The sequence below is a fragment of the Leisingera sp. ABM4_103 genome (assembly GCF_056158685.1).
This window is the reverse complement of the sequence record NZ_JBSWTU010000005.1, coordinates 1,075,236-1,100,157: the sequence shown is the minus strand read 5'-3', so window position 1 is coordinate 1,100,157 and position 24,922 is coordinate 1,075,236. Positions and strand designations below refer to the sequence as shown.

Sequence of the window (24,922 nt, the reverse complement as noted above, 5' to 3'; positions counted from 1 at the left end):
GGGGCAGATATGCTGGTAGTGACCTCTCCGGCCAAGAAGCTGGACTGGGCGGAACGGGATCAGGAGATGACCTGGCCCGCGCTGCATGACGACGCGGTGGAACTGGCCGGGGTGGCCCGCGAACAATCCGTGGCGGACCTGATGAAGCTGATGCACATCAGCGAGGATCTGGCCAAGCTGAACTATGACCGTTTCCAGGACTTTGCCTCCGATCCGAAAACGGAAGCCACCCGCCCGGCGGCGCTGGCCTTTGCCGGCGACACCTATCAGGGGCTGGAGGCTGCCTCGCTGGAGCCGGAGGAAATGGCCTGGGCGCAGGAGCACCTCCGCATCCTGTCCGGTCTTTACGGGGTGCTGCGGCCCTTGGATGCGCTGCAGCCCTACCGGCTGGAGATGGGCTCGCGCCTTAAAAACCCGCGCGGCAAGAACCTCTATGAATTCTGGGGCCGCAAGATCTCGGACGCGCTGAATGCGCAGGCTGAGGCTGCGGGCACGGATATCCTGGTGAACTGTGCCAGCCAGGAATATTTCGGCGCGGTCGATCTTGCGGCGCTGAAGCTGCGGGTGGTCACGCCGGTGTTCATGGAAGACAAGAACGGCACCCCCAAGGTGGTGAGCTTTTATGCCAAACGCGCCCGGGGCGCGATGGCGCGCTACATCATCCAAGGCAGGCTGACAGACGCGGAAAGCCTGCTGGAGTTCGATACCGGCGGCTATGCCTACCAGCCGCAGCTGTCGGAACCGGACAAGCCTGTCTTCCTGCGCAGCGCCTGATACAGGGCCGGGGGCTCCCGCCCGCTCCGGCACAGTCCAGAGACTGCACCGTCCCGGTTGGGCCCGGCAGCGCGCTCCGCGCGCTGCCGGGCCCAAGGCCGCACAAAGGGTGCTCCGGCGCAGCCGGTGCGCCCGCGGGCGCGGGAGAGTTTGGATTTTGAAATCAGGGGCCATGGCGGCGGCAGTCCGCTCGGCGCTGCCCTTGTCCGGTCTCATGAACCGAGCGGGCAGCCCATTGGAGGCTGCAACTGCCGGTTTCGCAAGCTGCGTTTATTGCCTGATGCGGCAGGAAACCCGGCTCTAAAGCGGCCGGGACCGGTCCTTGTGCCTTCACTGCCCGCTGGCGGCCGGGATCGCAGGCGGGCTGCCGGTGTCCAGCGGGTTGGTGCCGGGCGGGGCGCAATCCCGGATCTTTTCGTGGATCAAGGCCTTGCGCAGCGGCTTGGTCAGGTAATGGTCCAGCCCGGCTGCCAGGATGCCCTCGGCATCGCCGGCCATGGCGTGCGCGGTCAGCGCCACCACCGGCACATGATTGCCGGTTCCGGCCTCCAGCTTGCGGATTTCCGCGGTGGCTTCCTTGCCGTCCATCTTGGGCATCGAAATGTCCATGAAGATCAGATCCGGGGCAAAGGTTCTGAAGGCCTCGACCGCCTCCAGCCCGTTGCTGGCGAATTTCAGCTCGATGTTGAGTTCCTTCACCATCTTGCGGAACACCAGCTGATTGGTCTTGTTGTCTTCCGCCGCAAGCACCCGCATCCGGCGGATTGCCGGGCCGGGCGGGCAGGCTGGCGGTTCCGGCGCCGCCGCCAATGGAATCGCCGCCGCAGGCTCTGGCCCCGCAGCGGACGGCGCTGCCGCGGGCTTGCCAGAGCCAGCCAGATTGGCCAGCTGCCTGAACAGCTCATCGCGCGGCACCGGGTTCTGCAGCACGCCGTTCACCAGCTGGCGGATTTCCGGATCGTTCGCGGCCTGCGGGCTGGAGTTCAGCAGCAGCACTGGCACCCCGCGCCACGGCCCGGATTTGAGATCCCGGGCCAGCTGCACGCCGTCCAGCACCGGCAGGTTGTGGCCGCTGATGACCAGGTCGATCCCCTCCTGCATCGCCGCCAGCGCGGCAGCGGCGGTGCCCGCGGTGCTGACCCGGACCCCCAGCATCAGCAGGTGCTTTTGCAGGATCTCGCAGTTCAGCGGCAGGTCATCCACCAGCAGCACATGGCGCAGCGTGCTGGGCAGCGCCGGAACCGCCGCCTCGGGGCCGGCTTCCACCGGCAGCGGCAGGCGGAAGCCGAAGCAGGAACCCTTGCCCTCCTCGCTGTCGACCCAGATCTCGCCGCCCATCATCTCGATCAGCCGTTTGGAGATCGCCAGCCCCAGCCCGGTGCCTTCAAACTGGCGGTTGCGTTCGTCCTCGACCTGGTTGAACTCGCCGAAGATGTGGCCGATCTTCTCTTCGGGGATGCCGATGCCGGTGTCCTCGATATTCACATGCACCGCGCATTGCTTGTCGTCGGGAGAGGTGATGCCGGTCACCCTCAGGGTCACATGCCCCTCCTTGGTGAACTTCACCGCATTTCCTGCCAGGTTGGTCAGCACCTGCCGGATGCGGCCCGGATCGCCGGTAAAGCGGGTGGGCAGGAAAAGGTCGTAGTCGACCAGCAAGGCTATCCCCTTGTCCCGCGCGGTGGGCTGCAGCAGCATCACCACCTCATGCAGGCTGCGTTCCAGGTCAAAGGGTTCGGGGTGCAGCTCCAGCTTGTCGGCTTCGATCTTGGAGTAGTCGAGCACGTCGTTGATGATGACCAGCAGCGCCTCGCCCGAATTCTTGATGGTGCTGGCATACAGCCGCTGCTCCTCGTTGAGCCCGGTGTCTGACAGCAGCTCCGCCATGCCCACCACCCCGTTCATCGGGGTGCGGATCTCATGGCTCATGTTGGCGAGGAAGGCGGACTTGGCGCGGTTGGCGGCCTCCGCCCGGGCACGGGCGGCGCGCAGTTCCTCCTCGTAGCGCACGGTCGAGGTGATATCGAGCGCCAGAGTCACCATGTCGCCGTCATGGCCGCGCTGGTCGATCAGCCGCAGGTAGCGTTCGTCCCACAGCTGGATCACCACCGGTTCCGGCGCGGGAGAGTGCCAGCGCTCATTCATCATCTCGCGCCAGGCATCCGCCGCCATGTCGCCGGTGTTGATCAGCCCTTCGTCGGTCAGAAGCTGCAGGATGCGCAGGTAGGAGATGCCGGGCGACACTTCCTCCAGCCCGTCGAAAATATTCAGGTAAGCCGTGTTTGCGCCGATCAGGTTGCCGTCGGCATCAAAGAAGGCAAACCCGTCCTGAAACGCCTGGATCGAATGCCACAGCCGCCGCTCTGCGGTCTCGACCTTGGCGTGGGCGGTGCTGAGGTCGGATTTCACTTTGGCGTTTTCGTCGCGGACCGTGGCCACTTCGGCCTGTGTCTGGCCGATCTGCTTGGTCAGCGCCAGCGCATGGCGGCCAAGTTTGCGGTTGGCGGCGGAAAGCTCGGCCTGCTTAAGCTCAAGCAGCCGTTCCGCGGCGAGCCGGGCCCGCCTTTCTTCCGCTAATTTGTCGGCAAGGCTCATCCCTGCAAACTCCGGCAATGCATCAACACAAACAACGCGCGGCTAATTCCGCGCGGGCGGCAGCCTGGCTGCCCTTAACGTGTTACGCGGGGGAATCTTGCTATGACGTTAAGCCCGTGCCAGCCTGTCTCCAGTCTTGGAGGGTGCCATGCCGCGTCTGTTTGCTTCTGTCTTATTTTATTTTATTGCTTTTATTGCTTTTTTTGCGTTTTTACCCTCGGCTTGGGCCGGGCCGGCGGTTCCTGATTATCGTTACCGCTCTTATGCGGATACCGATTTCTACGGCTCCGACCTGCAGCCTCTGTTTGATACGGACGTGGCCTCCTGTGCCCGCGCCTGCTCCGCACAGGCGGACTGCGCAGGCTTTGTCTTCAATCAGAGGGCGAGTGCCTGCTTCCCCAAATCGGCTCTGGGGCAATCCAGCCCCTACGCAGGCGCCCTCTCCGCGGTGAGACAGCCCGCCGCGCCCGGGCTGGCCGCCGCGGCAGCGTCCCGCGCGGCGCGGCTCGGGTTCCTGCCGCCGCAGGACTTGCAGAACGCCGCCGCCTTTGCGCGCACTTTGGGGCTGGATTACCCGCTGGCCGCCAGTGACCCGGCAGAGGCCCGCGCCGCCGCCCGCGGCCGGCTGCGGGACGGCGATTCCCCTGCCGCTCTGCGCTGGATGGCGCAGGCGGTGGTGCTGAGCGATGACGCCGCGGATTGGACGCAATTCTCCGGCTATTTGCTGCGCGCTGCCAAGGACAGGGGCAGCCGCAGCCAGCAGAGCCGCTTGCGCGCGCAGGGCTACCTCGCGGCGGTGAACGGCTACTTGCGGGCCGCCACGCCTGCCGCGCAGGCAGAGGCGCTGGCGGCAGCAGCCCGCGCACAGGAGCTGCAGGCAAACGGCCGCGCCATGCTGCCGCTTCTGCGGCTGGCGCAGGACATCGCACCTGATGCCGGCCGCGCCGCGCAGCTGGAGGATGCGACTGCCAAATACGGTTTCCGCGTGCTCACCAGCACGGTCGAAAGCGACAGCGCCGCGCCGCGCATCTGCGCCGAATTCTCAGAAGATCTGGAGCAGGCCGGCACCGATTACGAAAACTACGTCCGCATGGCCAAGGCCGGCCTGGCCGTCACCGTCCAGGGCCGCCAGCTCTGCCTCGACGGGGCGGAGCACGGCAAGCGCTACCGCCTGACCCTGCGCCGCGGCCTGCCCGCGGCCAGCGGCGAGCAGCTCTTCAAAGATGTGGAGCTGACCCACTACGTGCGCGACCGCTCCCCTCAGGTCCGCTTCCCGGGGCGTGCCTATGTGCTGCCAGCCGGCGGTGCCGCGGCGCTGCCGGTGGAAACCGTGAACCTGACGGAACTGGACCTGCGCCTGCGCCGGGTCAGCAGCCGCAACGTGCTGCGCACCCTGCAGGAGGGCTATTTCGCCAAGCCGCTCTCCCACTGGGAAGACAAGCATTTCGCCGCTGACATTGCCGAGGAGATCTGGACCGGCAGTGCCGACGTGGACACCGCGCTCAATCAGGCCATGACCAGCCTGCTGCCGCTGGAAGATGCGCTGACAGGGCAGAAGAAACCGGGCCTTTACGCGCTGACCGCCCGGGTCCCGGGGGCCGACCCCTACGAGGATGCGGGGGCGACACAGTGGTTCGTACTGACCGGCCTTGGCCTTTCCACCATGTCCGGCAGCGATGGCCTGCATGTGCAGGTGCAGGGCCTGGCGGATGCCAAGCCGCAGGAAGGTGCCGAGGTCAGCCTGATCTCCTCCGCCAATGAGGTTCTGGCCACCGCAACCAGCAACGCCAGCGGCTATGTGCACTTTGCCCCGGGTCTCACCCGCGGCGCTGGCGGCACGGCGCCCGCGCTGATCACCGCGCGGGCAGGGGAGGGCGATTTCACCTTCCTGCCCCTCAATGACGCCGCCTTTGACCTGTCGGACCGCGGCGTGGCCGGGCGTCCCGCGCCGGGGCCGGTGGATGTCTTCCTCGCCACCACCCGCGGCGCCTTCCGTGCGGGCGAAACCGTGCATGTGACCGCGCTGGCCCGCGACAGCAAGGCCCAGGCCATCGACGGCCTGCCGCTGACCGCAATCCTCCTGCGCCCCGACGGGGTGGAATACACCCGCCAGACCTCGGCCAATGGCCATCAGGGCGGCCATGTCTTCGCGCTGGAAACCGGCCCCGCCGCCCCGCGCGGCACCTGGCGGATTGAGATCAAGAGCGACCTCAAGGCCCCCGCGCTCGCCAGCCGCCAGATCCTGGTTGAGGATTTCCTGCCGGAGCGCATCGACTTCACGCAGCAGGTCACCAATGCAGACGCCCTCCAGCCCGGCGGCGCCGCGCAGATCAGCCTGCAAGCCGACTACCTGTTCGGCGCGCCGGGCGCTGGCCTGAAGGTGGAGGGCAGCATCCGCCTCACCGCCGCCAATACTCTCGAACAATGGCCCGGCTTCCGCTTCGGCCGCTATGATGAAGCTGCCTCGGCCCAGACCGAGTATTTCGGCGGCCAGGAAACCGGCGCCGACGGCAGCGCATCCTTCACGGCCAGCCTCCCCGCCGCCACCCCGGCAGAGGGCAAGCCGTTGCTGGCCACCCTCACCACCCGCGTCGCTGATGGGGCCGCCCGCCCGGTGGAGCGCGTGCTGGAGCTGCCGGTCCGCCCCGCAGGCCCGGTCCTCGGCATCAAGCCGCTGTTTGACGAGGCCGCGCCAGAAGGCTCCGAGGCAGGATTTGAACTGATCGCCCTGTCGCCGGACCTGAAACCGATGCCGATGCGCGTCAAATGGACCCTGAACCGGATCGAGACCCGCTACCAGTGGTATCAGCTCTACGGCAATTGGAACTGGGAGCCCATCACCCGGCGCACCCGTATCGCCACCGGCGAGGCGCAGCTGGGCAATGATCCCCTGCCGCTGACGCAACCCGTCGATTGGGGCCGCTATGAACTGGTGGTGGAGCGCCTTGATGGCGAATACGCTTCCGCCGCTTTTGATTTCTACGCCGGCTGGTATGCGCCCGAAGGCAGCACTGAAACACCGGCAAGGCTGGACCTGTCGCTGGACCGCGACAGCTACACCCCCGGCGACACCGCCCGTCTGCGTATCGTGCCGCAAGCTGCCGGCACTGCGCTGGTCTCGGTGGTCTCCAACCGCCTGATCCACCGCATGGCGGTGGAGGTTCCGGCTGGCGAAACTGTGATCCCGCTGGAGGTGACACAGGACTGGGGCAGCGGCGCCTATGTGACCGCCACGGTAATCCAGCCCGTTGCGGCTGAGCGCGGCCGCACCCCGCTGCGCGCCCTGGGCCTGGCCCACGCGGCCGTCACCCAGCCCGGACAGCAGCTGCAGGTCGCCATTGACGTCCCCGAAGTGGTCCGCCCGCGCGGCACCCAAGTCGCCAAGATCCGCGTCGATGGCGCGGCAGAGGGCGAGGAGGTCTGGCTCACCGTCGCCGCGGTGGACCTCGGCATCCTCAACCTCACCGGCTTCACCAGCCCCGACCCCAGCGCGCATTACTACGGCCAGCGCCGCCTGGGGATGGAGCTGCGCGACGTCTACGGCCGCCTGATCGACCCCGGCAACGGTACCCTGGGCCGCATCCGCTCAGGCGGCGATGCGGACAGCGGCATGAAGATGCAATCGCCGCCGCCCACACAGGATCTGGTGGCACTGTTCTCCGGCCCCTTGCAGGTGGACGCCGATGGCGAGGCCGAATTCCCGATGACCCTCCCCGCCTTCAACGGCACCGTGCGGCTGATGGCGGTTGCCTGGTCGGGCAAGGCCGTAGGCCAGGCAGAGGCCGACATGCTGGTGCGCGACCCCGTCGTGGTCACCGCCTCCCTGCCGCGCTTCCTGGCGCCGGGTGATGAAAGCCGCGCAAGGATAGAAATCGTCCACGCCGATGGCCCGGCAGGTGAGATGAAGCTGACCGCAACAAACGCAGGCGGCCTGACGCTCGGCAGCCTGCCTGCCTCCGTCACACTGGCGGAGCAGGGCAAGGCCGTGCTGGACCTGCCGGTGACGGCAGAAACCGTGGGCGACCACGAACTTGCCCTGACCCTCACCACGCCGGACGGGCAAGAACTGCGCCAGACCCTGCGGATGCCGGTCCGCGCCAATGATCCGGTGACGTCAGAGACCCGCCGCTTCACCCTCGCAGGCGGCGACACCTTCCTATTTAGCAGGGACGTCTTCGCGGGCCTGCGCCCCGGCACCGCGCGGGCCACCATCTCCTCCGGCCCGCTTGCCAAGTTCGACGTGCCGGGCCTGCTGGCCGAACTGGACCAGTACCCCTACGGCTGCACTGAGCAGGTGACGTCCAAGGCCCTTCCGCTGCTCTACCTCAGCAGCGTGGCGCAGGCAGCTGGGCTGGGCAACGGCCCGGCGGTGGACGCCCGCATCAACGCCGCCATCCGCAAGGTGCTGACCCGTCAGGCCCCCTCGGGCGCCTTCGGGATGTGGCGCGCCGACAGCGGGGAGTTCTGGCTGGATGCCTACGCCAGCGACTTCCTCAGCCGCGCCCGCGCCCAGGGCTACGCGGTGCCGCAGCAGGCCTTTGCCCAGGCGATGGACAACCTGCGCAACCGCATCAACTACGCCGCCGATTTTGACGCGGGCGGCGAGGAGATCGCCTATGCCCTCCTGGTGCTGGCCCGCGAAGGCGCGGCCCAGATGGGCGACCTGCGTTATTACGCGGATGTAAAGGGCGACGCCTTTGCCACCCCGCTCGCCGCCGCCCAGCTGGGCGCAGCCCTGGCGGCCTATGGCGACCAGCGCCGCGCCGACCGGATGTTCGCCCGCGCCGCGCAGATGATCGGCTCTGATGAACAGGGCGAAGCCCGCCTCTGGCGCGCCGATTTCGGCACCCAACTGCGTGACACCGCCGGCGTTCTGGCGCTGGCGGCAGAGGCTGGATCGGAGGCGGTGGACCGCGCCCGCCTGTCGTCGCGGCTTGCCAATGCGTCCGGCACCCGCTCCACCCAAGAGTCCGCCTGGACCCTGATGGCCGCCCATGCGCTCACGCAAACCCCCGAAGACTCCGGTCTGCTGGTCAACGGCCAGCCCGTGCAGGGTCCGTTTGTTGAGGCCGCAGACGGTCAGGACACGCCGGAACTGGCGCTCACCGCCGCCAGCGGGCGGACGGCAGAGATCACCCTCACCACGCTTGGCGTGCCAGAGGTCCCGCCCGCCGCGGGCGGTTTTGGCTACACCATCGAGCGCAGCTATTACTCGCTGGAGGGCCAGCCGCTGGAGGCGCAGTCCGTGCAGGCTGGCGCGCGGTTCGTGGCGGTCCTGCGGGTGAAACCGCATGAGAAGACCGGCGCGAGGCTGATGATCAACGACCCGCTGCCCGCGGGGTTTGAGATCGACAACCCCAACCTTCTGCGCTCCGGCGACCTGCGCGATCTCGACTGGCTGAACCCGGCTGAGGCCGAGCACGCCGAGTTCCGCAGCGACCGCTTCCTGGCGGCGGTGAATGTGCGCGATGCCTCGCCTGTGACGCTGGCCTACGTGGTCCGCGCGGTGACGCCTGGCGTTTTCCACCACCCGGGGGCCTCGGTTGAGGACATGTACCGCCCCGCCTACCGCGCCCGCACCGGCACGGGGCGGGTAGAAGTCAGGTGAAACGCTGGCGGAAAAGAGCTGAGGGCAGCGCCTGTCCGCGGGTGGGCGAGTATCGCCCGCCCGGGGTGGCGGACGGGCGATGCCCGGCCTTTCGGCCAGGCAAAAGGCGGAAATGGAGCGCTCTGGCCTTAGCGCTTCTGATAGCGGTGACGTTCGCCGCCTACCGCAGCTTCGACGCTTGGATCGAGAATACAAACCTCCCTCTCACCCTGTCGGAGACCTCCACCGAAGTTCTCGACCGCAACGGCAAACTCCTGCGCGCCTACCCCGTGGATGATGGCCTCTGGCGCCTCGCGGTGCAGCCCGCCGACGTCGACCCGCGCTTTCTGAACATGCTCCTGCGCTATGAAGACAAGCGCTTCCGCTCCCACGCCGGCGTCGACCCCATCGCCCTGATCCGCGCCGCAGGCCAGGCGCTGTGGAACGGGCGCGCGGTCTCTGGCGGCTCCACCCTTACCATGCAGGTCGCGCGCCTGCTGGAAGACGGCACCACCGGCCGCTGGGCGGGCAAGCTGCGCCAGATGCGGGTTGCGCTGGCGCTGGAGCGCCGCCTCAGCAAGGACGAAATCCTCACCCTCTACCTGACGCACGCCCCCTATGGCGGCGCGGCAGAGGGCATCCGCGCGGCAACCTACAGCTGGTTCGGCAAAGAGCCGAAGCGCCTGACCCCGGCAGAGGCCGCGCTGCTGGTCGCCCTGCCGCAGAGCCCCGAACGCCGCCGCCCCGACCGCTTCCCCGAGGCCGCCAGCGGCGCCCGCGACCGGGTGCTGGCGCGGATGCTGCGCCAGGGCCTCCTGACCGATGAACAAGCAGAGGCCGCCCGGCGCACCCCGCTGCCGCACCAAATGGCTGCCTTCCCGCGCCTCGCCCCGCATCTGGCCGACCGGGCGGCGGCCCAGCACCCCGGCAACCGCCAGCTGCGCCTGACCCTCGATGGCGCTATGCAATCGCGGATGGAGAGGCTGCTGGCCGAGGCCGTCCGCAGCAGCCCGCGCCTCTCCGCCGCCCTCATCGCCGCCGATCACCAGACCGGCGAAGTGCTGGCGCTGGTCGGTTCGCCCGGTTACTCGGACGCCGCACGCCGCGGATACGTCGACATGACGCAGGCGATCCGTTCCCCCGGCTCCACCCTGAAGCCGCTGATCTACGGCCTCGCCTTCGACCAGGGGCTGGCCCACCCGGAAACCCTGATCCACGACGGCCCGGTCAACTTTGCAGGCTACGCGCCGCAGAACTTCGACGGCGAATTCCGCGGCGACATCCGCCTGCGCGAGGCGCTGCAACTGTCCCTGAACATCCCCGTCGTGAAACTGACGCAAGAGCTTGGCCCGGCCCGGGTGATGGCCGCCCTGCGCGCCAGCGGCGCCAGACCGCAACTGCCCGGCGGTGCGCCCGGTCTGGCGCTGTCGCTTGGGGGCCTCGGCATCAGCCTGCAGGACATGGTGCAGCTTTACGCCGGGCTGGCGGCAGGCGGGCAGGGCCCAAAGCTGCGCGTGATGCAAGGCGAAGCACGCGCTCCCGCAGGCCGCCTCGCCTCGCCCGAGGCTGCCTGGCAGGTGGCCGATATCCTGCGCGGCCTGCCGGTGCCAGCGGGCGCGCGTGCAGGCAGCATCGCCTACAAGACCGGCACCTCCTATGGCCACCGCGACGCCTGGGCGATCGGCTGGGACGGGCGCCATGCGGTCGGCGTCTGGATGGGCCGCGCCGATGGCACCCCGGTGCCGGGCATCTTCGGCGGGGACCTTGCCGCGCCGGTGCTGTTCGAAGCCTTCGGCCGCCTGAAACCCGCACTCGACCCTCTGCCGCCGCCGCCGCCCGCGACGCTGATCGTCAGCTCTGCCGAACTGCCGCAGCCTTTGCAGCGTTTCCGCCCCCGCGATGCGGCTTTCGCGGAGGCTTCAGACGCGCCGGAGCTGGTCTTCCCGCCCGAGGGCGCAAGGCTAGAACTTGCGGGCGCCGACCTCACCCTCAAACTCCGCGGCGGCACCGCGCCCTTCCTGGTGATGGCCAACGGCCGGCCGGTGCTATCGGGCCAGCGCCGCCGCGAGTTCGCTGTCCCCAGCCCCGGCCCCGGCTTCTCCTCGCTGGTGGTTGTCGATGGCTCGGGCCGCTCCGACCGCGTTAATCTTCGGATCGACTGATCCCGCAATTCCAAGAGGCCCTGCCATGCTGAAACCCTTCCCCGCCGCCTGCAGCCTTGCCTTGTCCGTGGTCCTGGCCGCCCCCGCCGCTATGGCCGCTTGCGCCACCGATGCCGAAATCGCCACCTTCGTGGACAGCTACTTGGCCAAGACCCCGGCGCAGGCTCTGTCGCCCGGCGGCAGCATGGAGGACGCGCTGTGCTCCCAGGCCAAACTCGCGGCCGCGCTGGAACCGCATTTGGGGCCGGTCATCGGCTACAAGGCAGGCCTCACCAGCAAACCTGCGCAGGAGCGTTTCGGCGCAACCGAACCCGTGCGCGGCCTGCTTTATCAAAACATGATGCTGGAAGATGGCGCCACGCTCGACGCCTCTTGGGGCGCGATCCCGATGGTCGAGGCCGATCTGGTGCTGGTGGTCGCGGATGAGGACATCAACACCGCGGCCACCGCGCAGGAGGCCTTGGCCCATATCTCCGCCATCCGCCCCTTCATCGAACTGCCCGACCTCACACTGGCCAAGGGACAGCCATTCACGGCTGAGACGATCACAGCGATGGGCGTGGGCACCCGCCTCGGCGTCCTGGGCGCTCCGGTGCCGGTGGAAGACCCGGCTGAGATGTCCCGGATGCTGGAGGAGATGACCGTCACGATGCGCGACGGCGCGGGCGGTGTGCTGGTGCAGGCGCCGGGCCGCGCGGTGCTGGGCAACCCGGTGAATGCCGCCCTCTGGCTGCGCTCCAAGGGCGTGGCGTTCAAGGCAGGCGACCTGATCTCCGTTGGCTCCTTCGGCCCGCTGTTCCCGCCGCAGAAAACCAAGGGCGGGGTCAGCGTGACCTATCAGGGCCTGCCAGGCGACCCGGTGGTTTCGGTGAGCTTCAAGGATTAATCCGCAGCCGGCTGGATGAGGTGTTTCGCTTCGGGCTGCGCCCGAAGCGACCCGCGCCGCGCCTGTGGCGCGGCGCTTGGCCCAACCAGGGCGGTGTCCGTCAGGAAACCTGCGATGGGCGGGAGAACCCCGGTTCTGCAGAAGCGCCTACCGCCGCCCCTCGCGCAGCCAGCCGGCCACCAGGAAGAAGGCCGCCATTACCAGCGCCAGCCAGGCGGGCAGCAGCGGCCCTTGGGAAACCGACAGTGTTTCATAGGCCTCGCGCGGGGTCAGGCCGATCCAGCCGCGCCCGGCAGCCGGGCGTCCGGCGCGCACGCTGCGCAGGGCAGGCATCCCGTCCTCCAGCCGCAGCACTCCGCCGCGCAAAGGCGCCAGCACCGGCTCCAGCACAGCGCCGGAGGCTAGGGTCTCCTCGAACTCCTTCGGCGCGGCAGGCCCCAGACCGGCCACCGCGGTCTTGCCGCCTTCTTCCAGCCGGTACAGCCCCGCCTCCGGCCCCTCATAGCGGGTCTCCCACTGGCCGGGCGCGGTCTGGCGCAACGCCAGCTCCACCGTGGAGCCATCCGGGTTGGTCACCGTCACCGGCCCGGCCTCCCCTGCCAGCGTCCGGCGCAGGATGCGCATCCGCTGGCCCGAGGTCTCGGCCCACAGCGCCTCTTCCTCCAGTTCCGGCTCCTTCATCATCCAATGAGCCAGCCGGCGCAGCAGCTCCAGCTGCGGCCCGCCGCCCTCATAACCGCGGCTCCACAGCCAGGCATGGTCCGAGGCCAGCAGCGCCACCCGGCCCTCGCCCACCCGGTTCAGCACCAGCAGGGGCCGCTCGCCTGCGCCGTTCATCAGCACATGGCCCTCCGGCGTCCTCAGCTCGATCTGGCGCAGCCAGCGGCCCCAGTCCTCCGCGCCCTCGAGCCCGGAGGTGACCGGATGCTGCTTGCCCAGCTCCGTCACCGCGGGGCGGTAGGCTTCTTCCAACACCCGCGCCGATGGCTCTGCGGGCAGGATCAGCGACAGCGGCGAGCGGTAGATGCTGTCGGCGCTGGCAAAATCGGGGCCGGCCGCCACCAGCACCGCGCCGCCGCCCATCGCGTAATTCGCCACATTGTCCAGGTAGACCGCCGGCAGGATGCCGCGCCGCTTGTAGCGGTCAAAGATGATCAGGTCGAAATCATTGATCTTTTCCAGGAACAGCTCGCGCGTCGGGAAGGCGATCAGCGACAGCTCCTCCACCGGCACCCCGTCCTGCTTCTCCGGCGGGCGCAGGATGGTGAAATGCACCAGGTCCACCGCGCTGTCGGATTTCAGCAGATTGCGCCAGGTGCGCCCGCCCGCGTGCGGCTCGCCCGAGACCAGCAGCACCCGCAGCCGGTCGCGCACCCCGTTGATCTGTACCAGCGCGGCGTTGTTGCGCGCGGTCAGCTCACCCGGCTCTTCCGGCACCGAGAACTGGATCACGTTGCGCCCGCCGTGCTGCAGCACCATAGGCAGCTCGAAATCCACGCCGACCGGCAGGGTAAAGCGCTGCGCTTCATCGCCGCCGACCGAGATGTCGAGATCGGCAAAACCGCCCTGCACCGGCACCGCGCCCTGATCTTCGATCCGGAGCGTCAGGGTCACCGGCTCACCGATGATGGCAAAGCCGGGGGCGTTCCTGACGATCAGGCGGCGGTCCCAGTCGTCCTCGCGCCCGGTCAGCAGCAGATGCATCGGCGCCGGCAGGTTCAGAACCTGGTCCGCGTCATGCACCTGGCCGTCCGACAAGGCGATGATGCCGGCAACCCGCGCCCGCGGCTCATCCGCCAGCGCCCCGGCAATGGCGCTCATCAGCCGGGTGCCCTCATCGCCAGCGCCATCCGCAACGGTGACCCAGCGCACTTCGGTGCCGGGACGGTTCGCTAGCGCTGTCTTCAGCTGGGTGCGGGCGCGGGCCATTTGCTCCGGACGGCCGCGCAGCTGCTGGCTGGCGGTCTGGTCCTCTGCAACAATCACAATGTCATCCAGGGGCGCGCGGTCCTCGCTCTGATGCACCGGACCGCTGAGCGCCGCCAGCAGCACCAGCGCGGCCAGGGCCCGCAGGCCCCAGCCCGACAGCCCCTTCCACACCCCCAGGATCAGTGCCGCAAGGGTCACAGCCCCCGCGGCCCAGATCACGGGCCAGGGCACCAGCGGGTCGAACAGAATGGTCTGTGTCATGGCATCCGCCCCCTATTGCCCCAGCCGGTCCAGCAGCGCCGGCACATGCACCTGGTCGGATTTGTAGTTGCCGGTCAGCACATGCATCACCAGGTTGACGCCGAACCGGAACGCCAGCTCCCGCTGCCGCTCCCCGGCATAGCCGCGCCCCACCGGCAGCAAGGGCCGGCCGTTTTCATCCACGGCCCAGGCCGACGCCCAGTCGTTGCCGCCGATCACCACCGGCGTCACCCCGTCGTTGAGGTTGCGGAAGGGGATGCCCTCGGCCTGTTCCGCATCGGCCGGCGCCGCCTCGACCCAGACCGGACCGCGGCTGTGGCGGCCGGGGAAATCCTGCAGCAGGTAGAAGGCCCGGGTCAGCACGTGGTCCTCCGGCACCACTTCCAGCGGCGGAATGTCCAGGGGCAGGGCAATCTGCTGCAACCGCCGCGCCGCCGGGCTGGTCGCGCCTGAGGAGGACAGATCGGCGTCGCGGGTGTCGAACAGGATCATCCCGCCCGCCCGCAGATAGGCGTTCAGCTTGCCATAGGCCTCCGACGACGGTAGCGGCTGGTCGCGGGTAACCGGCCAGTACAGCAGCGGGTAAAACGCCAGCTCATCCCGCTCCAGATCCACCGCTGCCGGGTTGGCCGGCTCCACCGAGGTGCGGAAGAACAGCGTGTCCGACAGCCCCCGCAGACCCGCTTCAGCAATGCGGTCGACTTGCGGATCGCCGGTCAGCACATGCGCCAGCACCAGTTCCGAGGCCAGCTCGGCGGCCCGGAAATCCGCCTGCGCCTGCTGCTGCGGCGGGACTTCTTGCGCCCGCAGCTGCTGCGGGGCGGCCAGCGCCGCCAGCCCCATAGCAGCCGCCAGCGCCGCCGTGCGGGCACCGCCCAGCAGGCCGGAGACCGCCAGCGTGCCCAAGACGTCCAGCGCCAGCAGTGCCAGCGCCAGGGTCAGCAGCGCCCCGCCCAGCGGCATTTCCTGCGGCGTGTCATAGCCGCTGACCTCGACAAAGGCGGGCCAGCGCGCCGCCAGCAGCTCATCGCCCGGGCGCAGCACGTTGCGCGCCAGCATCCGCCGCCCGCCGTCATAAACCCCCGGCCGCAGCTCCGGCCCCGCAGGCGCGGCCACCAGATCCGGGCCTTTGACGCCCGGCAGCGTTTCCGCCGCCTCCAGCCGGCCAAAGCCGTCCAGCACTTCGACCGGTGTCCAGGTGGTGCCTTCCAGATCCTCGGCCTTAGGCGTCGCCGCGGAAGAGGACACCGCCAGCCGCTCCAGCATCGACACGAACAGACCCGACAGCGGCAGGCTGCTCCACTCCGCGTTGGCGGTCACGTGAAACAATACCACCTGGCCCTGTCCCAGCGTCTTGCGGGTGACCAGCGGCGTGCCGTCCGCCAGTTCGGCAATCACCCGCTCCGCCAGCTGCGGATCGGGCTGCGCCACCACCTGCGAGCTGATCGAGACTTCCTCCGTCACCTCGAGCCCGTAAAAGGGTGAGCTCTCGGCAAAGGGCGCCAGTGTCTTCGGCTCGCCCCAGCTCATCGCGCCGCCGATGCTGCGCCCGCCAATGCGCAGGCGCACCGGCATCAAGGGTTCCTCGCCGCTGCGGGCAGTGTCGCTGGCGGCCAGCCGCGGCCCGGCAAAGCGCAACAGCAGGCCGCCGTTTTCCACCCATTCGATGACCTGGTCTTCCTGATCCGGGGCCAGCCGCGCCACGTCGGCCAGCACGATCACATCCGGATTGGCCGGCAGCAGATCCGCCAGCGCGCCCTCCAGCAACTCCGCCGAGGGCGCCAGCGCCTGGCGCAGGTAGTGCAGCGGCGACAGCAGCGCCAGCCCCTCATCGGCGCTTTCGGAGGAGACCAGCGCAACCTCGCGGCGTCGCAGGCTTTCATCGGTCAGCGCCACCGCGCCCGCCGACCTCACCTCGCGGATTTCGAACCGTGACAGCCGCGCCCGCAGCTCCGCGGGCAGCGACAGCCCGGCGGAGGCGCTGCGGGCACCATCCGCAAACCGCAGCGGCAGCGCCGCCAGGCTGCGGGCGGTGCCGCCCGGATCCTTGCCCTGGGCCACAACCGTGACCTCCTGCGCAGGCCCGCTGCGGCTGCGCTGCACCGTCAGTTCGATCGCACCGCCGGTATAGCTGGCAGGCATCAGCCCCAGCACCGGCGCGGGCTGTTCAAAGACCTCGATGCCGCCGCGGCGGCTCAGCGCCTGGACCAGCCCCTCGCGGCCCGGATACTCCAGCCCGTCGCTGAACCAGATGGTGTCAAAGCGGCCCTCGGCCCCGTCAATCGCGTCCAGCGCCTGCGCCAGCTGCTCCGGTCCCGGCTGCCAGGGCAGGGGCACCAGCCCGGCCAGCTGCCGCTGCCAGCCGCTGGCGGCCCGGAACAGCAGCGGCTCCGGCGCACTCAGGCGCAGGACAGCGACCGGGCGCCCGGCCCGGCCTGCCTCCTCCAGCTGCACCGCGGCCTGGGCGGTGGTCTGCTTCCAATCCGCGGCACCGCCCCAGCTCGCATCCATCACGATCAAAAGCGGCCCGCTGCCGCCAGTCTCCTCGGCAGAGGGGTTCAGCACCGGCCCCGCCAGCCCGATGATCGCCGCCGCAACCGCCAGCGTCCTCAGCAGCAAGAGCCACCAGGGCGTGCGGTCCGACAGGCTCTCGTCGTCCTTCAATCCCAACAGCAGCGTCACCGCCGGGAACGGCTGGCGCCTGGGCGCAGGCGGCACCGCGCGCAGCAGCAGCCACAGCACCGGCAAGGCCAGCAGGCCCAGCAGCAGCCAGGGCGCGGTAAAGCCGATGCCCGCAATCATTGTCATGGCGCGGTCCGCTCCATTGCGTGATAGAGCCACATCAGCGCGTTTTGCGCTGGTGTGCCAGTGTGATGCTGCCCGAACCGCCATCCGGCCTCATGGCACAGCCGCTCCAGGGCCGCGCGGCGCTCTGCCAGCCGGTCCAGATAGCGCTCCTGCAGGGCAGAGGCCTTCAGTGTTTCATGTGTAACACCGCCCGCAATGCTCTCGAACAAGGTGCGTCCGGAAAACGGAAACGCTTCCTCTGCCGGGTCCAGCACCTGCAGCAGCACGCCCCGGACGCCGCGCGCGGCGGCCTTGGACAGCGCCTGCTCCACAGGCTCATACGGCCCCAGGAAATCCGAGATGAACAGGGCGCGCGCGTGCGGGATCAGGGCGCGGCCATTGGGCGGGGCATAATCTTCCTCTTCGTCATCCGACAGCGCTTCGGCCAGCCGCAGGATCTGCACATTGCCGCGCCGGGGCGGCAGGCTGCCGCCAGTGAGGCCCACCCGCTCGCCGCCGTGCACCATCAGCACCGACGCGGCGAGGCCCAACAGCCGGGCCTGATCAATCTTCTGCGGCAGCTTGGGGGAGGAGGCGAACCGCATCGAGGCGCCGGTATCCACCCACAGATGCACCGTCTGCGAAATATGCCACTCCCGCTCGCGCACATACTGGATGTCGCCCATGGCAGAGCGCCGGTGGTCGATCATCCGGCGGCTGTCGCCGGCCTGGGCCGGGCGGTACTGCCAGAAATCATCCCCCGTGCCGGCCCGGCGGCGGCCATGCTCGCCCATCAGCACCGACCCGGCCAAGTGCCGCGCCTGCACCAGCAAGGGCGGCAGGGTGCTGGCCTCGGCCTCTGCCCGGTGCCGCAGTCCAACTGCGGCCTGAGAGGCGGCGGGCCTGGTCACGCGGCGGCCCCGGTCCGGGCCAGATCCGCGGCGGTTTCCTCAATCAAGGCAGCCAGGCTCTCACCGCGCGCCCGCGCAGCAAAGTTCAGCTGCATCCGGTGGCTCAGCACCGGGCGGGCCATGTCCAGAACGTCCTCGGCATTGGGCGCCAGCCGCCCCTCCAGCAGCGCCCGCGCCCGGACCGCCAGCATCAGCGCCTGCGCCGCCCGCGGACCCGGCCCCCAGGCCACGGTCTGCGCCACATGATCGGACACGCCCGGCTCCTCGGGGCGGAAAGCGCGTACCAGGTCCAGGATCATCTCCACCACCGACTCGCCCACCGGCATCCGCCGCAGCAGGGTCTGCGCTTCGATCAGCTCAGCAGCGGTAAACACCTGATAGGCCTCTGCTTCCTCCGCCCCGGTGGTGGCCAGCAGGATATCCCGCTCAGTCGCGCGGTCGGGATAATTCACGTCGATCTGCAACAGGAACCGGTCCAGCTGCGCCTCCGGCAGCGGATAGGTGCCCTCCTGCTCGATCGGGTTCTGGGTTGCCAGCACATGGAACGGCGCGCCCAGCGAGCGGTCCTCGCCCGCAACCGTCACCATCCGCTCCTGCATCGCCTGCAGCAGCGCCGACTGGGTCCTGGGGCTGGCGCGGTTGATCTCATCCGCCATCAACAGCTGGCAGAACACGGGCCCCGGCACAAACCGAAACGACCGGTGCCCGTCGGCGGCGGTGTCCAGCACCTCGGAGCCCAGGATATCGGCAGGCATCAGGTCCGGGGTAAACTGGATCCGGTTGCCATCCAGCCCCATCACCGTGCTCAGCGTCTCCACCAGCCGGGTCTTGCCCAGCCCCGGCAGGCCGATCAGCAGCCCGTGGCCGCCGCACAGCAGCACCGACAGCGTGAGGTCCACCACCCGTTCCTGGCCGATGAACCGTTTGGTGATCGACGCGCGCGCCTCCTGCAGTTTGGCTTCCAGCGCTTCGATGCCGGCCAGCAGATCGTCCGTTTCAGGCATGACATTCCTCGTTTCCCGGATATATGCTGTTACTCTATCGTGCTGACAGGAAATGGCAAAAGCAATGAGCGGACAAAACCCCGTGACCCCCGATGCCGAAGGCCTTGCCGCGGCAGCAAAAGCGGCCGGCAAAGGCAAGGGTTTGCCCCCAGTCCACCTGTGGAACCCGCCGTTTTGCGGCGACCTGGACATCCGCATTGCCCGCGACGGCAGCTGGCACTACCTCGGCACGCCGTTCAACCGGTTTGAGCTGGTCAAGCTGTTCGCCTCCATCCTCAAGCTGGAGGACGGCAAGTATTACCTTGTGACGCCTGTCGAAAAGGTTGGCATCACCGTCGAGGACGCGCCCTTTGTGGCGGTGGATTTCGACGTGGCCGGGCAGGGCCGCGATCAGCAGATCACCTTCACCACCAATATCGGCGACACCGCCGCCGCGGGGCCGGATCACCCGGTCCGGGTGGAACGTGACAGCGCAAGCGGCGAACCCGCGCCCTATGTCATGATACGCGCGGGCCTTGAGGCGCTGATCGACCGCAAAAGCTTCTACCGGCTGGTGGAACTGGGCGAGCATCATGACGGCTGGTTCGGCGTCTGGTCCGGCGGCGCGTTCTTCCCGCTGATCCCGTCGGCAGAGTTGGACGCCGGCTGACCTTCCGGACGTTCAGTACGGCAACCGCCCTGCCGGCAGGCCAGGCAGCGGCGGCAGCATACCGCCGCGCCTGCTATCCTTTGAATTTCCAGCGAAATCTTGCCGGTTTCGCCGCCGCGCAACCAAGGCTTGCAACAGCTGCCTTGCGGGAAAGCGACAATGCGTCGTTTTCTGTGTCTTGGCCTCATGGATTCGCCCACGATAAACCACCGTGAAGCCAGGAGGACCCGCATGCCCAGATTCGCAGCCAACATCTCGATGCTGTTTGCCGAGCTGCCCTATCTCGACCGGTTCCAGGCCGCCGCCGCGGCCGGGTTCGAGGCGGTGGAAATCCTTTATCCTTATGAACTCGCCGCCAAGGAAACTCAGCGCGCCCTGCTGGCCAACGGCTTGGAGCTACTGCTGATCAACGCGCCGCCGCCGAATTACACCGGCGGCATGCCCGGCTATGCGGCGGTGCCCGACGGGGTGGACCGCTTCCAGCGCGACATCCGCCGGGTGCTGCGCTACGCGGAGGCGCTGAAGGCGGGCAAAATTCACGTGATGGCAGGCTACGCCAAGGGTGAAGCGGCGCAGCGGACCTTTGTCGAAAACCTGCAATGGGCCGCCGACCGGGCGCCGGACCAGCAGTTCACCATCGAACCACTGAACAGCGGCGACCAGCCCGGCTATTTCCTGGACGACTATACTCTGGCGGTGGAGGTGCTGGAGGCGGTGGACCGGCCCAACGTGGGCCTGCAATATGACGCCTACCACGCCCAGCTGATCCACGGCGATGCGGCCAAAGTGTGGGAGACCTTCGGCAGCCGCGCCGTACACGTGCAGATCGCCGCCGCGCCCGGGCGCTGCGAGCCGGGCACCGGGCCGGTGGACTTTCAAAGGCTGTTCGCCGCCATCGACGACAGCGGCTACGACGGCTGGGTCAGCGCCGAATACACCCCCTCGACCCGCAGGACCGAAGACAGCCTCACCTGGATGCGCTGAGCCGCCGCAGGGCGGAAACATATTCGTAAATTGAAATATGATGCGGCGCGCGTCGTAAGGCGGGGGTGATCTGATCAAGGAACCTGCCCATGCTGCCCGCCCGCTTTGCGCCTGTATTGTTCAGCCTGATCCTGTCGGGCCTGATGTCCTTCATCGTGACCGGCGTTGCGACCTGGAAGGTGCTTGGCTTCGCAGCGGGGTTTACCGGGGCCTGGATGCAGGCCTGGTCTCTCAGCTGGCCGATTGCCTTCGCCGTCGCCTTTACCGCCGCGCCCATGGTGCGCGGGCTGGTGGCGAAACTGGTCAAACAGCCGCTGCAGGGCTGAGGGCCGCAGGGGCAGCTCCCGCCCGCCGCAAGCTGCACCAAAGATGCAGCAGCAGCCGTTGGGCGTGGCGCCGCTGGCGCGGCGCAAAGGGTTTTGCTGAGAAGCCCCTCAAGGGCAGGTCTGCCCTTGAGGGGCGTTTCCGATTGTTTTCAGGGCGGGCCGCGTCAAGGGCAAGCCGCGCGGAACGCGCGGAGGCTGGCGCCTCCCTTGACCCGGTGAGGAGAGGACGGGGAAAGTCCCGCGCCGCGTCAGCGGCGCCCGGCCCAACGGGAGGAGGCCGTCAGGCCGAAGCCGGGCCGGAGAGCCCCGCCGCCCTTGAGTAACCTGACTTAATGCGCCTCGGCCCAGTTCTGGCCGCGGCCTGCGTCCACCACCAGTTTCACGTCCAGATGCACCGCCGGATCGGCGGCGTTTTCCATCACCTCGCGGGCGGCGGCGATGGTCTCTTCCACCGCAGCCTCCGGCACCTCGAACAGCAGTTCGTCGTGCACCTGCAGCAGCATCCGCGCGGGCAGATGCGCAATCGCCTCCGGCATCCGGATCATCGCCCGGCGGATCACGTCGGCGGCTGTCCCCTGGATCGGCGCGTTGATCGCCGCGCGTTTGGCAAAGCCCGCCTTCGGCCCCTTGGCATTGATCTCCGCGGTGTGGATCTTGCGCCCGAACAGGGTCTGCACGTAGCCATGCTCCTTGGCGAACTCCACCGTACTGTCCATGTACTTGCGGATACCCGGGAAGCGCTCGAAATAGCGGTCGATGAAGCCCTGCGCATCCTTGCGCGGAATGCGCAGGTTGCGCGCCAGGCCAAAGCCCGAGATGCCGTAGATCACACCAAAGTTGATCGCCTTCGCCTGGCGGCGGATTTCCGGCGTCATCTCCTCCAGCGGCACCTCGAACATCTCCGACGCGGTCAGCGCGTGGATGTCCTGGCCCTCAGCAAAGGCCTGTTTCAGCGTGTCGATCCCGGCCATGTGGGCGAGGATGCGCAGTTCAATCTGGCTGTAGTCGAGCGACAGCAGCACATTGCCCTCTTCCGCCACGAACGCCTCGCGGATGCGGCGGCCTTCCTCGGTGCGGACCGGGATGTTCTGCAGGTTCGGATCGGTCGAGGCCATGCGGCCCGTGCTCGCCCCGGTCTGGGCGTAGGAGGTATGCACCCGCCCGGTGTCCGGGTTGATATGGTCCTGCAACGCATCGGTGTAGGTCGATTTCAGCTTGCTGAGCTGCCGCCAGTCCAGCACCCGTGCCGGCAGGTCATGCTCGGTCGCCAGATCCTCCAGTATATCGGCACCGGTGGCATAGGCGCCGGTCTTGCCCTTCTTGCCGCCCGGCAGGGCCATCTTGTCGAACAGGATCTCGCCCAGCTGCTTGGGCGAGCCGACGTTGAAGCTCTCGCCCGCCAGCTCATGGATCTCCGCTTCCAGCGCTGCCATCTTCTGGGCAAAGGCATTGGACATGCGGCTCAGCGTATCGCGGTCCACCTTGATGCCGTTGCGCTCCATATCCGCCAGCACCGGCACCAGCGGCCGTTCCAGCGTTTCATAGACCGTTGTCACCCTCTCCTGATGCAGCTGCGGCTTGAACAGCTGCCACAGGCGCAGGGTGATGTCGGCGTCCTCGGCGGCATACGGAACCGCGTCGTCAATCGCCACCTTGTCAAAAGTGATCGCCGATTTGCCGGACCCCAGCAGCGGCTTGATCGGGATCGGCGTGTGGTCGAGGTAGCGTTCGGACAGCGTATCCATGCCGTGCCCGTGCAGGCCCGCGTGCAGCGCATAAGACATCAGCATGGTGTCGTCGATCGGCGCCACATCCACCCCGTAGCGGTGGAAGATCTTGGCGTCGTATTTCATGTTCTGGCCGATCTTCATGATCGCCGGATCTTCCAGAACCGGCTTCAGCATCGCCACCGCTTCCTCCAGCGGCATCTGCCCTTCGGACAGCCCTTCACCGCCGAACAGATCATCGCCCCCCGCCTTATGCGCCAGCGGGATGTAACAGGCCTCGCCTGCCTCGACGCACAGCGAGATGCCGACCAGATCCACCACCATTTCATCCAGGCCCGTGGTCTCGGTGTCCACCGCCACCCAGCCGCGCTCGCGGATGCGGTCGATCCAGACCTGCAACGCCGCCGCATCGCGGACGCATTCGTATTTTTCCTTGTCAAACGGCACCGCTTCCGGCGCTTCTGCTGCCGCGGAAACCGGCGCCGCGGCGGGCGCGTCCGGGATTGCCGGCGCCTCAACCCCCAGCCGGTCGGCCAAGCGCTTGGACAGGGTGCGGAACTCCATTTCGGTCAGGAAGCTCATCAGGGTGTCCGCGTCCGGCTCCATCACCTCCAGATCATCCAGGGTGAAGTCCAGCTCCATACCGCAGTCCAGCTGCACCAGCTTCTTCGAAAGCTCGATCTGATCGCGCTTTTCAATCAGCGTCTGACGGCGCTTGGGCTGCTTGATCTCTTCCGCCCGGTCCAGCAGCTCTTCCAAAGAGCCGAATTCGTTGATCAGCAGAGCGGCGGTCTTGATCCCGATCCCCGGCGCGCCCGGCACGTTATCGACACTGTCACCAGCCAGCGCTTGCACATCCACCACGCGGTCGGGGCCAACGCCGAATTTCTCCACCACGCCGTCGCTGTCGATGCGCTTGTTCTTCATCGCATCCAGCATCTCGACGCCGCCGCCGACCAGCTGCATCAGGTCCTTGTCCGACGAGATGATGGTGACCCGCCCGCCCGCATCGCGCGCCTGATGCGCCAGCGTGGCGATGATGTCATCGGCCTCAAACCCTTCGACCTCCTTGCAGGCGATGTTGAAGGCCTTGGTCGCCTCGCGGGTCAGCGGGAACTGCGGCACCAGGTCCTCGGGCGCGGGCGGGCGGTTGGCCTTGTAGAGATCATACATCTCATTGCGGAACGACGTGCCGGAATGGTCAAAGATCACCGCCACATGGGTCGGCGCATCCGGGCCTTTGTTGTCCTCAACCTGCTTGAACAGCATGTTGCAGAAACCGGCCACCGCACCGATCGGCAACCCGTCGGATTTCCGCGTCAAGGGCGGCAGCGCGTGATAGGCGCGGAAGATGAAGGCCGAGCCGTCGATCAGATGCAGATGGCAGCCCTTGCCGAATGTTGTCCCGCTCATGGCCCGTCGCGCTCCTGTTGGAAATCCGTTCGTGTTCTGTTTCCCGGTTATCGGTGATCCGGCAGGGAAGGGCAATTGCCGTTTGCCGCCGGCGGCAGGAACCGGCAGCGGCGGTCCTTTGCTGCCTCAGAAGGGCGGCGGGTTCCGGCAGCCGCCCTGCTGTGATAGACCTCTGGCCTTCCTTCACCACACATCAGGACGGAACCCCATGCAGCTCAACGGAAAAACGGTCATTGTCACGGGCGGCAGCGATGGCATCGGCAAGCATATCTGCCTGAAACTGGCCGCCGAGGGCTGCAAGCTGGCAATTCTGGGCCGCAACCAGGACCGTCTGGCACAGGTGGCAGAGGAGGCCCGCAGCCTCGGCGCTCCCGAGGCGCGCAGCTACGGGGCGGACATGACCGATCCGGCGGCGATTTCTGCCTCGGCCAAGGCCATCCTCCAGGACTTCGGCAGCGTGGATATCCTGATCAACAATGCGGGCATCTGGCACAAGGCCGGCCCGCTGGACAGCATTTCGGAGGAGATGCTGATGGCCACGGTGCAGACCAACCTGACCGGCCTGATGCAGCTGACCCGCCACCTGCTGCCCGCACTGCGCGACCGGGAGGAGGCCGCCATTCTCAACGTCGCCTCCAAATCCGGTGTCGTGGCGCAGGCGGGCCAGTCGGTCTACACCGCCACCAAATACGGCGTGCGCGGCTTTACCGATGTGCTGAAGGTCGACGAGGCAGAAACCGGCGTGCGCGTCGCGGGCCTGTATCAGAGCGGCACCAACACCGGCATGTTCGCCAAGGCAGGCGAAGACGTCCCCAACCACATCTTCACCGAGCCGGAGGACCTGGCCGATGTCGTGGTCTTCATGCTGTCGCGCCCGCCGAAACTGTGGATGCACGAGGTGCGCGTCGAGCTCTGACCGCCGCTCGC

Annotated in this window: 14 protein-coding genes; 8 read left to right on the top strand and 6 right to left on the bottom strand. The window is 68.1% G+C overall.

Annotation, left to right across the window (positions count from 1 at the left end; all coding sequences use genetic code 11):
* The first annotated feature begins 9 nt into the window (after positions 1 to 9).
* Positions 10 to 774: a peroxide stress protein YaaA gene (yaaA, locus tag ACXAED_RS06820; protein ID WP_475048099.1), complete on the top strand. Its 765-nt coding sequence runs from the start codon at positions 10 to 12 to the stop codon at positions 772 to 774.
* A gap of 330 nt (positions 775 to 1,104) precedes the next feature.
* On the opposite strand, the gene ACXAED_RS06815 is transcribed toward yaaA, so the two are convergent.
* Entirely contained in the window at positions 1,105 to 3,369 is a 2,265-nt protein-coding gene (locus ACXAED_RS06815; protein WP_475048096.1) for a response regulator, read from the bottom strand.
* Positions 3,370 to 3,517: 148 nt separating this feature from the next.
* Here ACXAED_RS06815 and ACXAED_RS06810 point away from each other — a divergent pair, with 148 nt between their 5' ends.
* The 3 genes from ACXAED_RS06810 to ACXAED_RS06800 all read left to right on the top strand — a co-directional run bounded on the left by ACXAED_RS06810 (position 3,518) and on the right by ACXAED_RS06800 (position 12,004).
* Positions 3,518 to 8,977, top strand: coding sequence for an alpha-2-macroglobulin family protein (locus ACXAED_RS06810; protein WP_475048093.1), 5,460 nt, complete (start codon positions 3,518 to 3,520; stop codon positions 8,975 to 8,977).
* Positions 8,978 to 9,123: 146 nt separating this feature from the next.
* Positions 9,124 to 11,118 (top strand): penicillin-binding protein 1C, encoded by a 1,995-nt coding sequence (gene pbpC / locus ACXAED_RS06805; protein ID WP_475048090.1) that lies wholly within the window; start codon positions 9,124 to 9,126, stop codon positions 11,116 to 11,118.
* 25 nt (positions 11,119 to 11,143) lie between these two features.
* A complete protein-coding gene (locus tag ACXAED_RS06800) occupies positions 11,144 to 12,004 on the top strand; it encodes a 2-keto-4-pentenoate hydratase (protein ID WP_475048087.1) in 861 nt (286 codons plus the stop codon).
* Between the two features lie 147 nt (positions 12,005 to 12,151).
* On the opposite strand, the gene ACXAED_RS06795 is transcribed toward ACXAED_RS06800, so the two are convergent.
* The 4 genes from ACXAED_RS06795 to ACXAED_RS06780 are packed head-to-tail and all read right to left on the bottom strand — an operon-like array spanning position 12,152 to position 18,896.
* Entirely contained in the window at positions 12,152 to 14,194 is a 2,043-nt protein-coding gene (locus tag ACXAED_RS06795) for a hypothetical protein (RefSeq protein WP_475048085.1), read from the bottom strand.
* 12 nt (positions 14,195 to 14,206) lie between these two features.
* The gene (locus ACXAED_RS06790; RefSeq protein WP_475048082.1) at positions 14,207 to 17,002 is read right to left on the bottom strand and encodes a DUF4159 domain-containing protein; all 2,796 of its coding nucleotides are present in this window, start codon (positions 17,000 to 17,002) and stop codon (positions 14,207 to 14,209) included.
* The gene (locus ACXAED_RS06785) at positions 16,999 to 17,892 is read right to left on the bottom strand and encodes a DUF58 domain-containing protein (protein ID WP_475048079.1); all 894 of its coding nucleotides are present in this window, start codon (positions 17,890 to 17,892) and stop codon (positions 16,999 to 17,001) included. The genes ACXAED_RS06790 and ACXAED_RS06785 overlap by 4 nt, the downstream gene beginning before the upstream one ends.
* Positions 17,889 to 18,896, bottom strand: a complete 1,008-nt coding sequence (locus ACXAED_RS06780) for an AAA family ATPase (RefSeq protein WP_475048077.1) — start codon at positions 18,894 to 18,896, stop codon at positions 17,889 to 17,891. Before ACXAED_RS06780 ends, ACXAED_RS06785 begins: the two co-directional genes overlap by 4 nt.
* Positions 18,897 to 18,960: 64 nt before the next feature.
* Here ACXAED_RS06780 and ACXAED_RS06775 point away from each other — a divergent pair, with 64 nt between their 5' ends.
* The 3 genes from ACXAED_RS06775 to ACXAED_RS06765 all read left to right on the top strand — a co-directional run bounded on the left by ACXAED_RS06775 (position 18,961) and on the right by ACXAED_RS06765 (position 20,855).
* On the top strand, positions 18,961 to 19,545 hold the full coding sequence (locus ACXAED_RS06775; RefSeq protein ID WP_475048074.1) for a DUF1285 domain-containing protein: 585 nt from the start codon (positions 18,961 to 18,963) through the stop codon (positions 19,543 to 19,545).
* Positions 19,546 to 19,776: 231 nt separating this feature from the next.
* Positions 19,777 to 20,529 carry a hydroxypyruvate isomerase family protein gene (locus ACXAED_RS06770; RefSeq protein ID WP_475048072.1) on the top strand — a complete coding sequence of 251 codons (753 nt, stop codon included), beginning with the start codon at positions 19,777 to 19,779 and terminating at the stop codon, positions 20,527 to 20,529.
* A gap of 89 nt (positions 20,530 to 20,618) precedes the next feature.
* Entirely contained in the window at positions 20,619 to 20,855 is a 237-nt protein-coding gene (locus tag ACXAED_RS06765; protein ID WP_475048069.1) for a DUF2798 domain-containing protein, read from the top strand.
* Between the two features lie 329 nt (positions 20,856 to 21,184).
* Here ACXAED_RS06765 and polA read toward each other — a convergent pair whose 3' ends face one another.
* Positions 21,185 to 23,995 carry a DNA polymerase I gene (gene polA / locus ACXAED_RS06760; protein WP_475048066.1) on the bottom strand — a complete coding sequence of 937 codons (2,811 nt, stop codon included), beginning with the start codon at positions 23,993 to 23,995 and terminating at the stop codon, positions 21,185 to 21,187.
* 208 nt (positions 23,996 to 24,203) lie between these two features.
* On the opposite strand from polA, the gene ACXAED_RS06755 reads away from it, so the two are divergent.
* Positions 24,204 to 24,911 carry an SDR family NAD(P)-dependent oxidoreductase gene (locus ACXAED_RS06755; RefSeq protein ID WP_475048063.1) on the top strand — a complete coding sequence of 236 codons (708 nt, stop codon included), beginning with the start codon at positions 24,204 to 24,206 and terminating at the stop codon, positions 24,909 to 24,911.
* Positions 24,912 to 24,922 lie beyond the last annotated feature (11 nt).

Bases quoted from the DNA above. Each gene is read 5' to 3' on its own strand.
- ACXAED_RS06790 (WP_475048082.1), bottom strand. From the start codon at position 17,002: ATGACAATGATTGCGGGCATCGGCTTTACCGCGCCCTGGCTGCTGCTG.
- ACXAED_RS06765 (WP_475048069.1), top strand. From the start codon at position 20,619: ATGCTGCCCGCCCGCTTTGCGCCTGTATTGTTCAGCCTGATCCTGTCG.
- ACXAED_RS06795 (WP_475048085.1), bottom strand. From the start codon at position 14,194: ATGACACAGACCATTCTGTTCGACCCGCTGGTGCCCTGGCCCGTGATC.
- ACXAED_RS06775 (WP_475048074.1), top strand. From the start codon at position 18,961: ATGAGCGGACAAAACCCCGTGACCCCCGATGCCGAAGGCCTTGCCGCG.
- yaaA (WP_475048099.1), top strand. From the start codon at position 10: ATGCTGGTAGTGACCTCTCCGGCCAAGAAGCTGGACTGGGCGGAACGG.
- ACXAED_RS06770 (WP_475048072.1), top strand. From the start codon at position 19,777: ATGCCCAGATTCGCAGCCAACATCTCGATGCTGTTTGCCGAGCTGCCC.
- polA (WP_475048066.1), bottom strand. From the start codon at position 23,995: ATGAGCGGGACAACATTCGGCAAGGGCTGCCATCTGCATCTGATCGAC.
- ACXAED_RS06755 (WP_475048063.1), top strand. From the start codon at position 24,204: ATGCAGCTCAACGGAAAAACGGTCATTGTCACGGGCGGCAGCGATGGC.
- ACXAED_RS06780 (WP_475048077.1), bottom strand. From the start codon at position 18,896: ATGCCTGAAACGGACGATCTGCTGGCCGGCATCGAAGCGCTGGAAGCC.
- ACXAED_RS06815 (WP_475048096.1), bottom strand. From the start codon at position 3,369: ATGAGCCTTGCCGACAAATTAGCGGAAGAAAGGCGGGCCCGGCTCGCC.
- ACXAED_RS06800 (WP_475048087.1), top strand. From the start codon at position 11,144: ATGCTGAAACCCTTCCCCGCCGCCTGCAGCCTTGCCTTGTCCGTGGTC.
- ACXAED_RS06810 (WP_475048093.1), top strand. From the start codon at position 3,518: ATGCCGCGTCTGTTTGCTTCTGTCTTATTTTATTTTATTGCTTTTATT.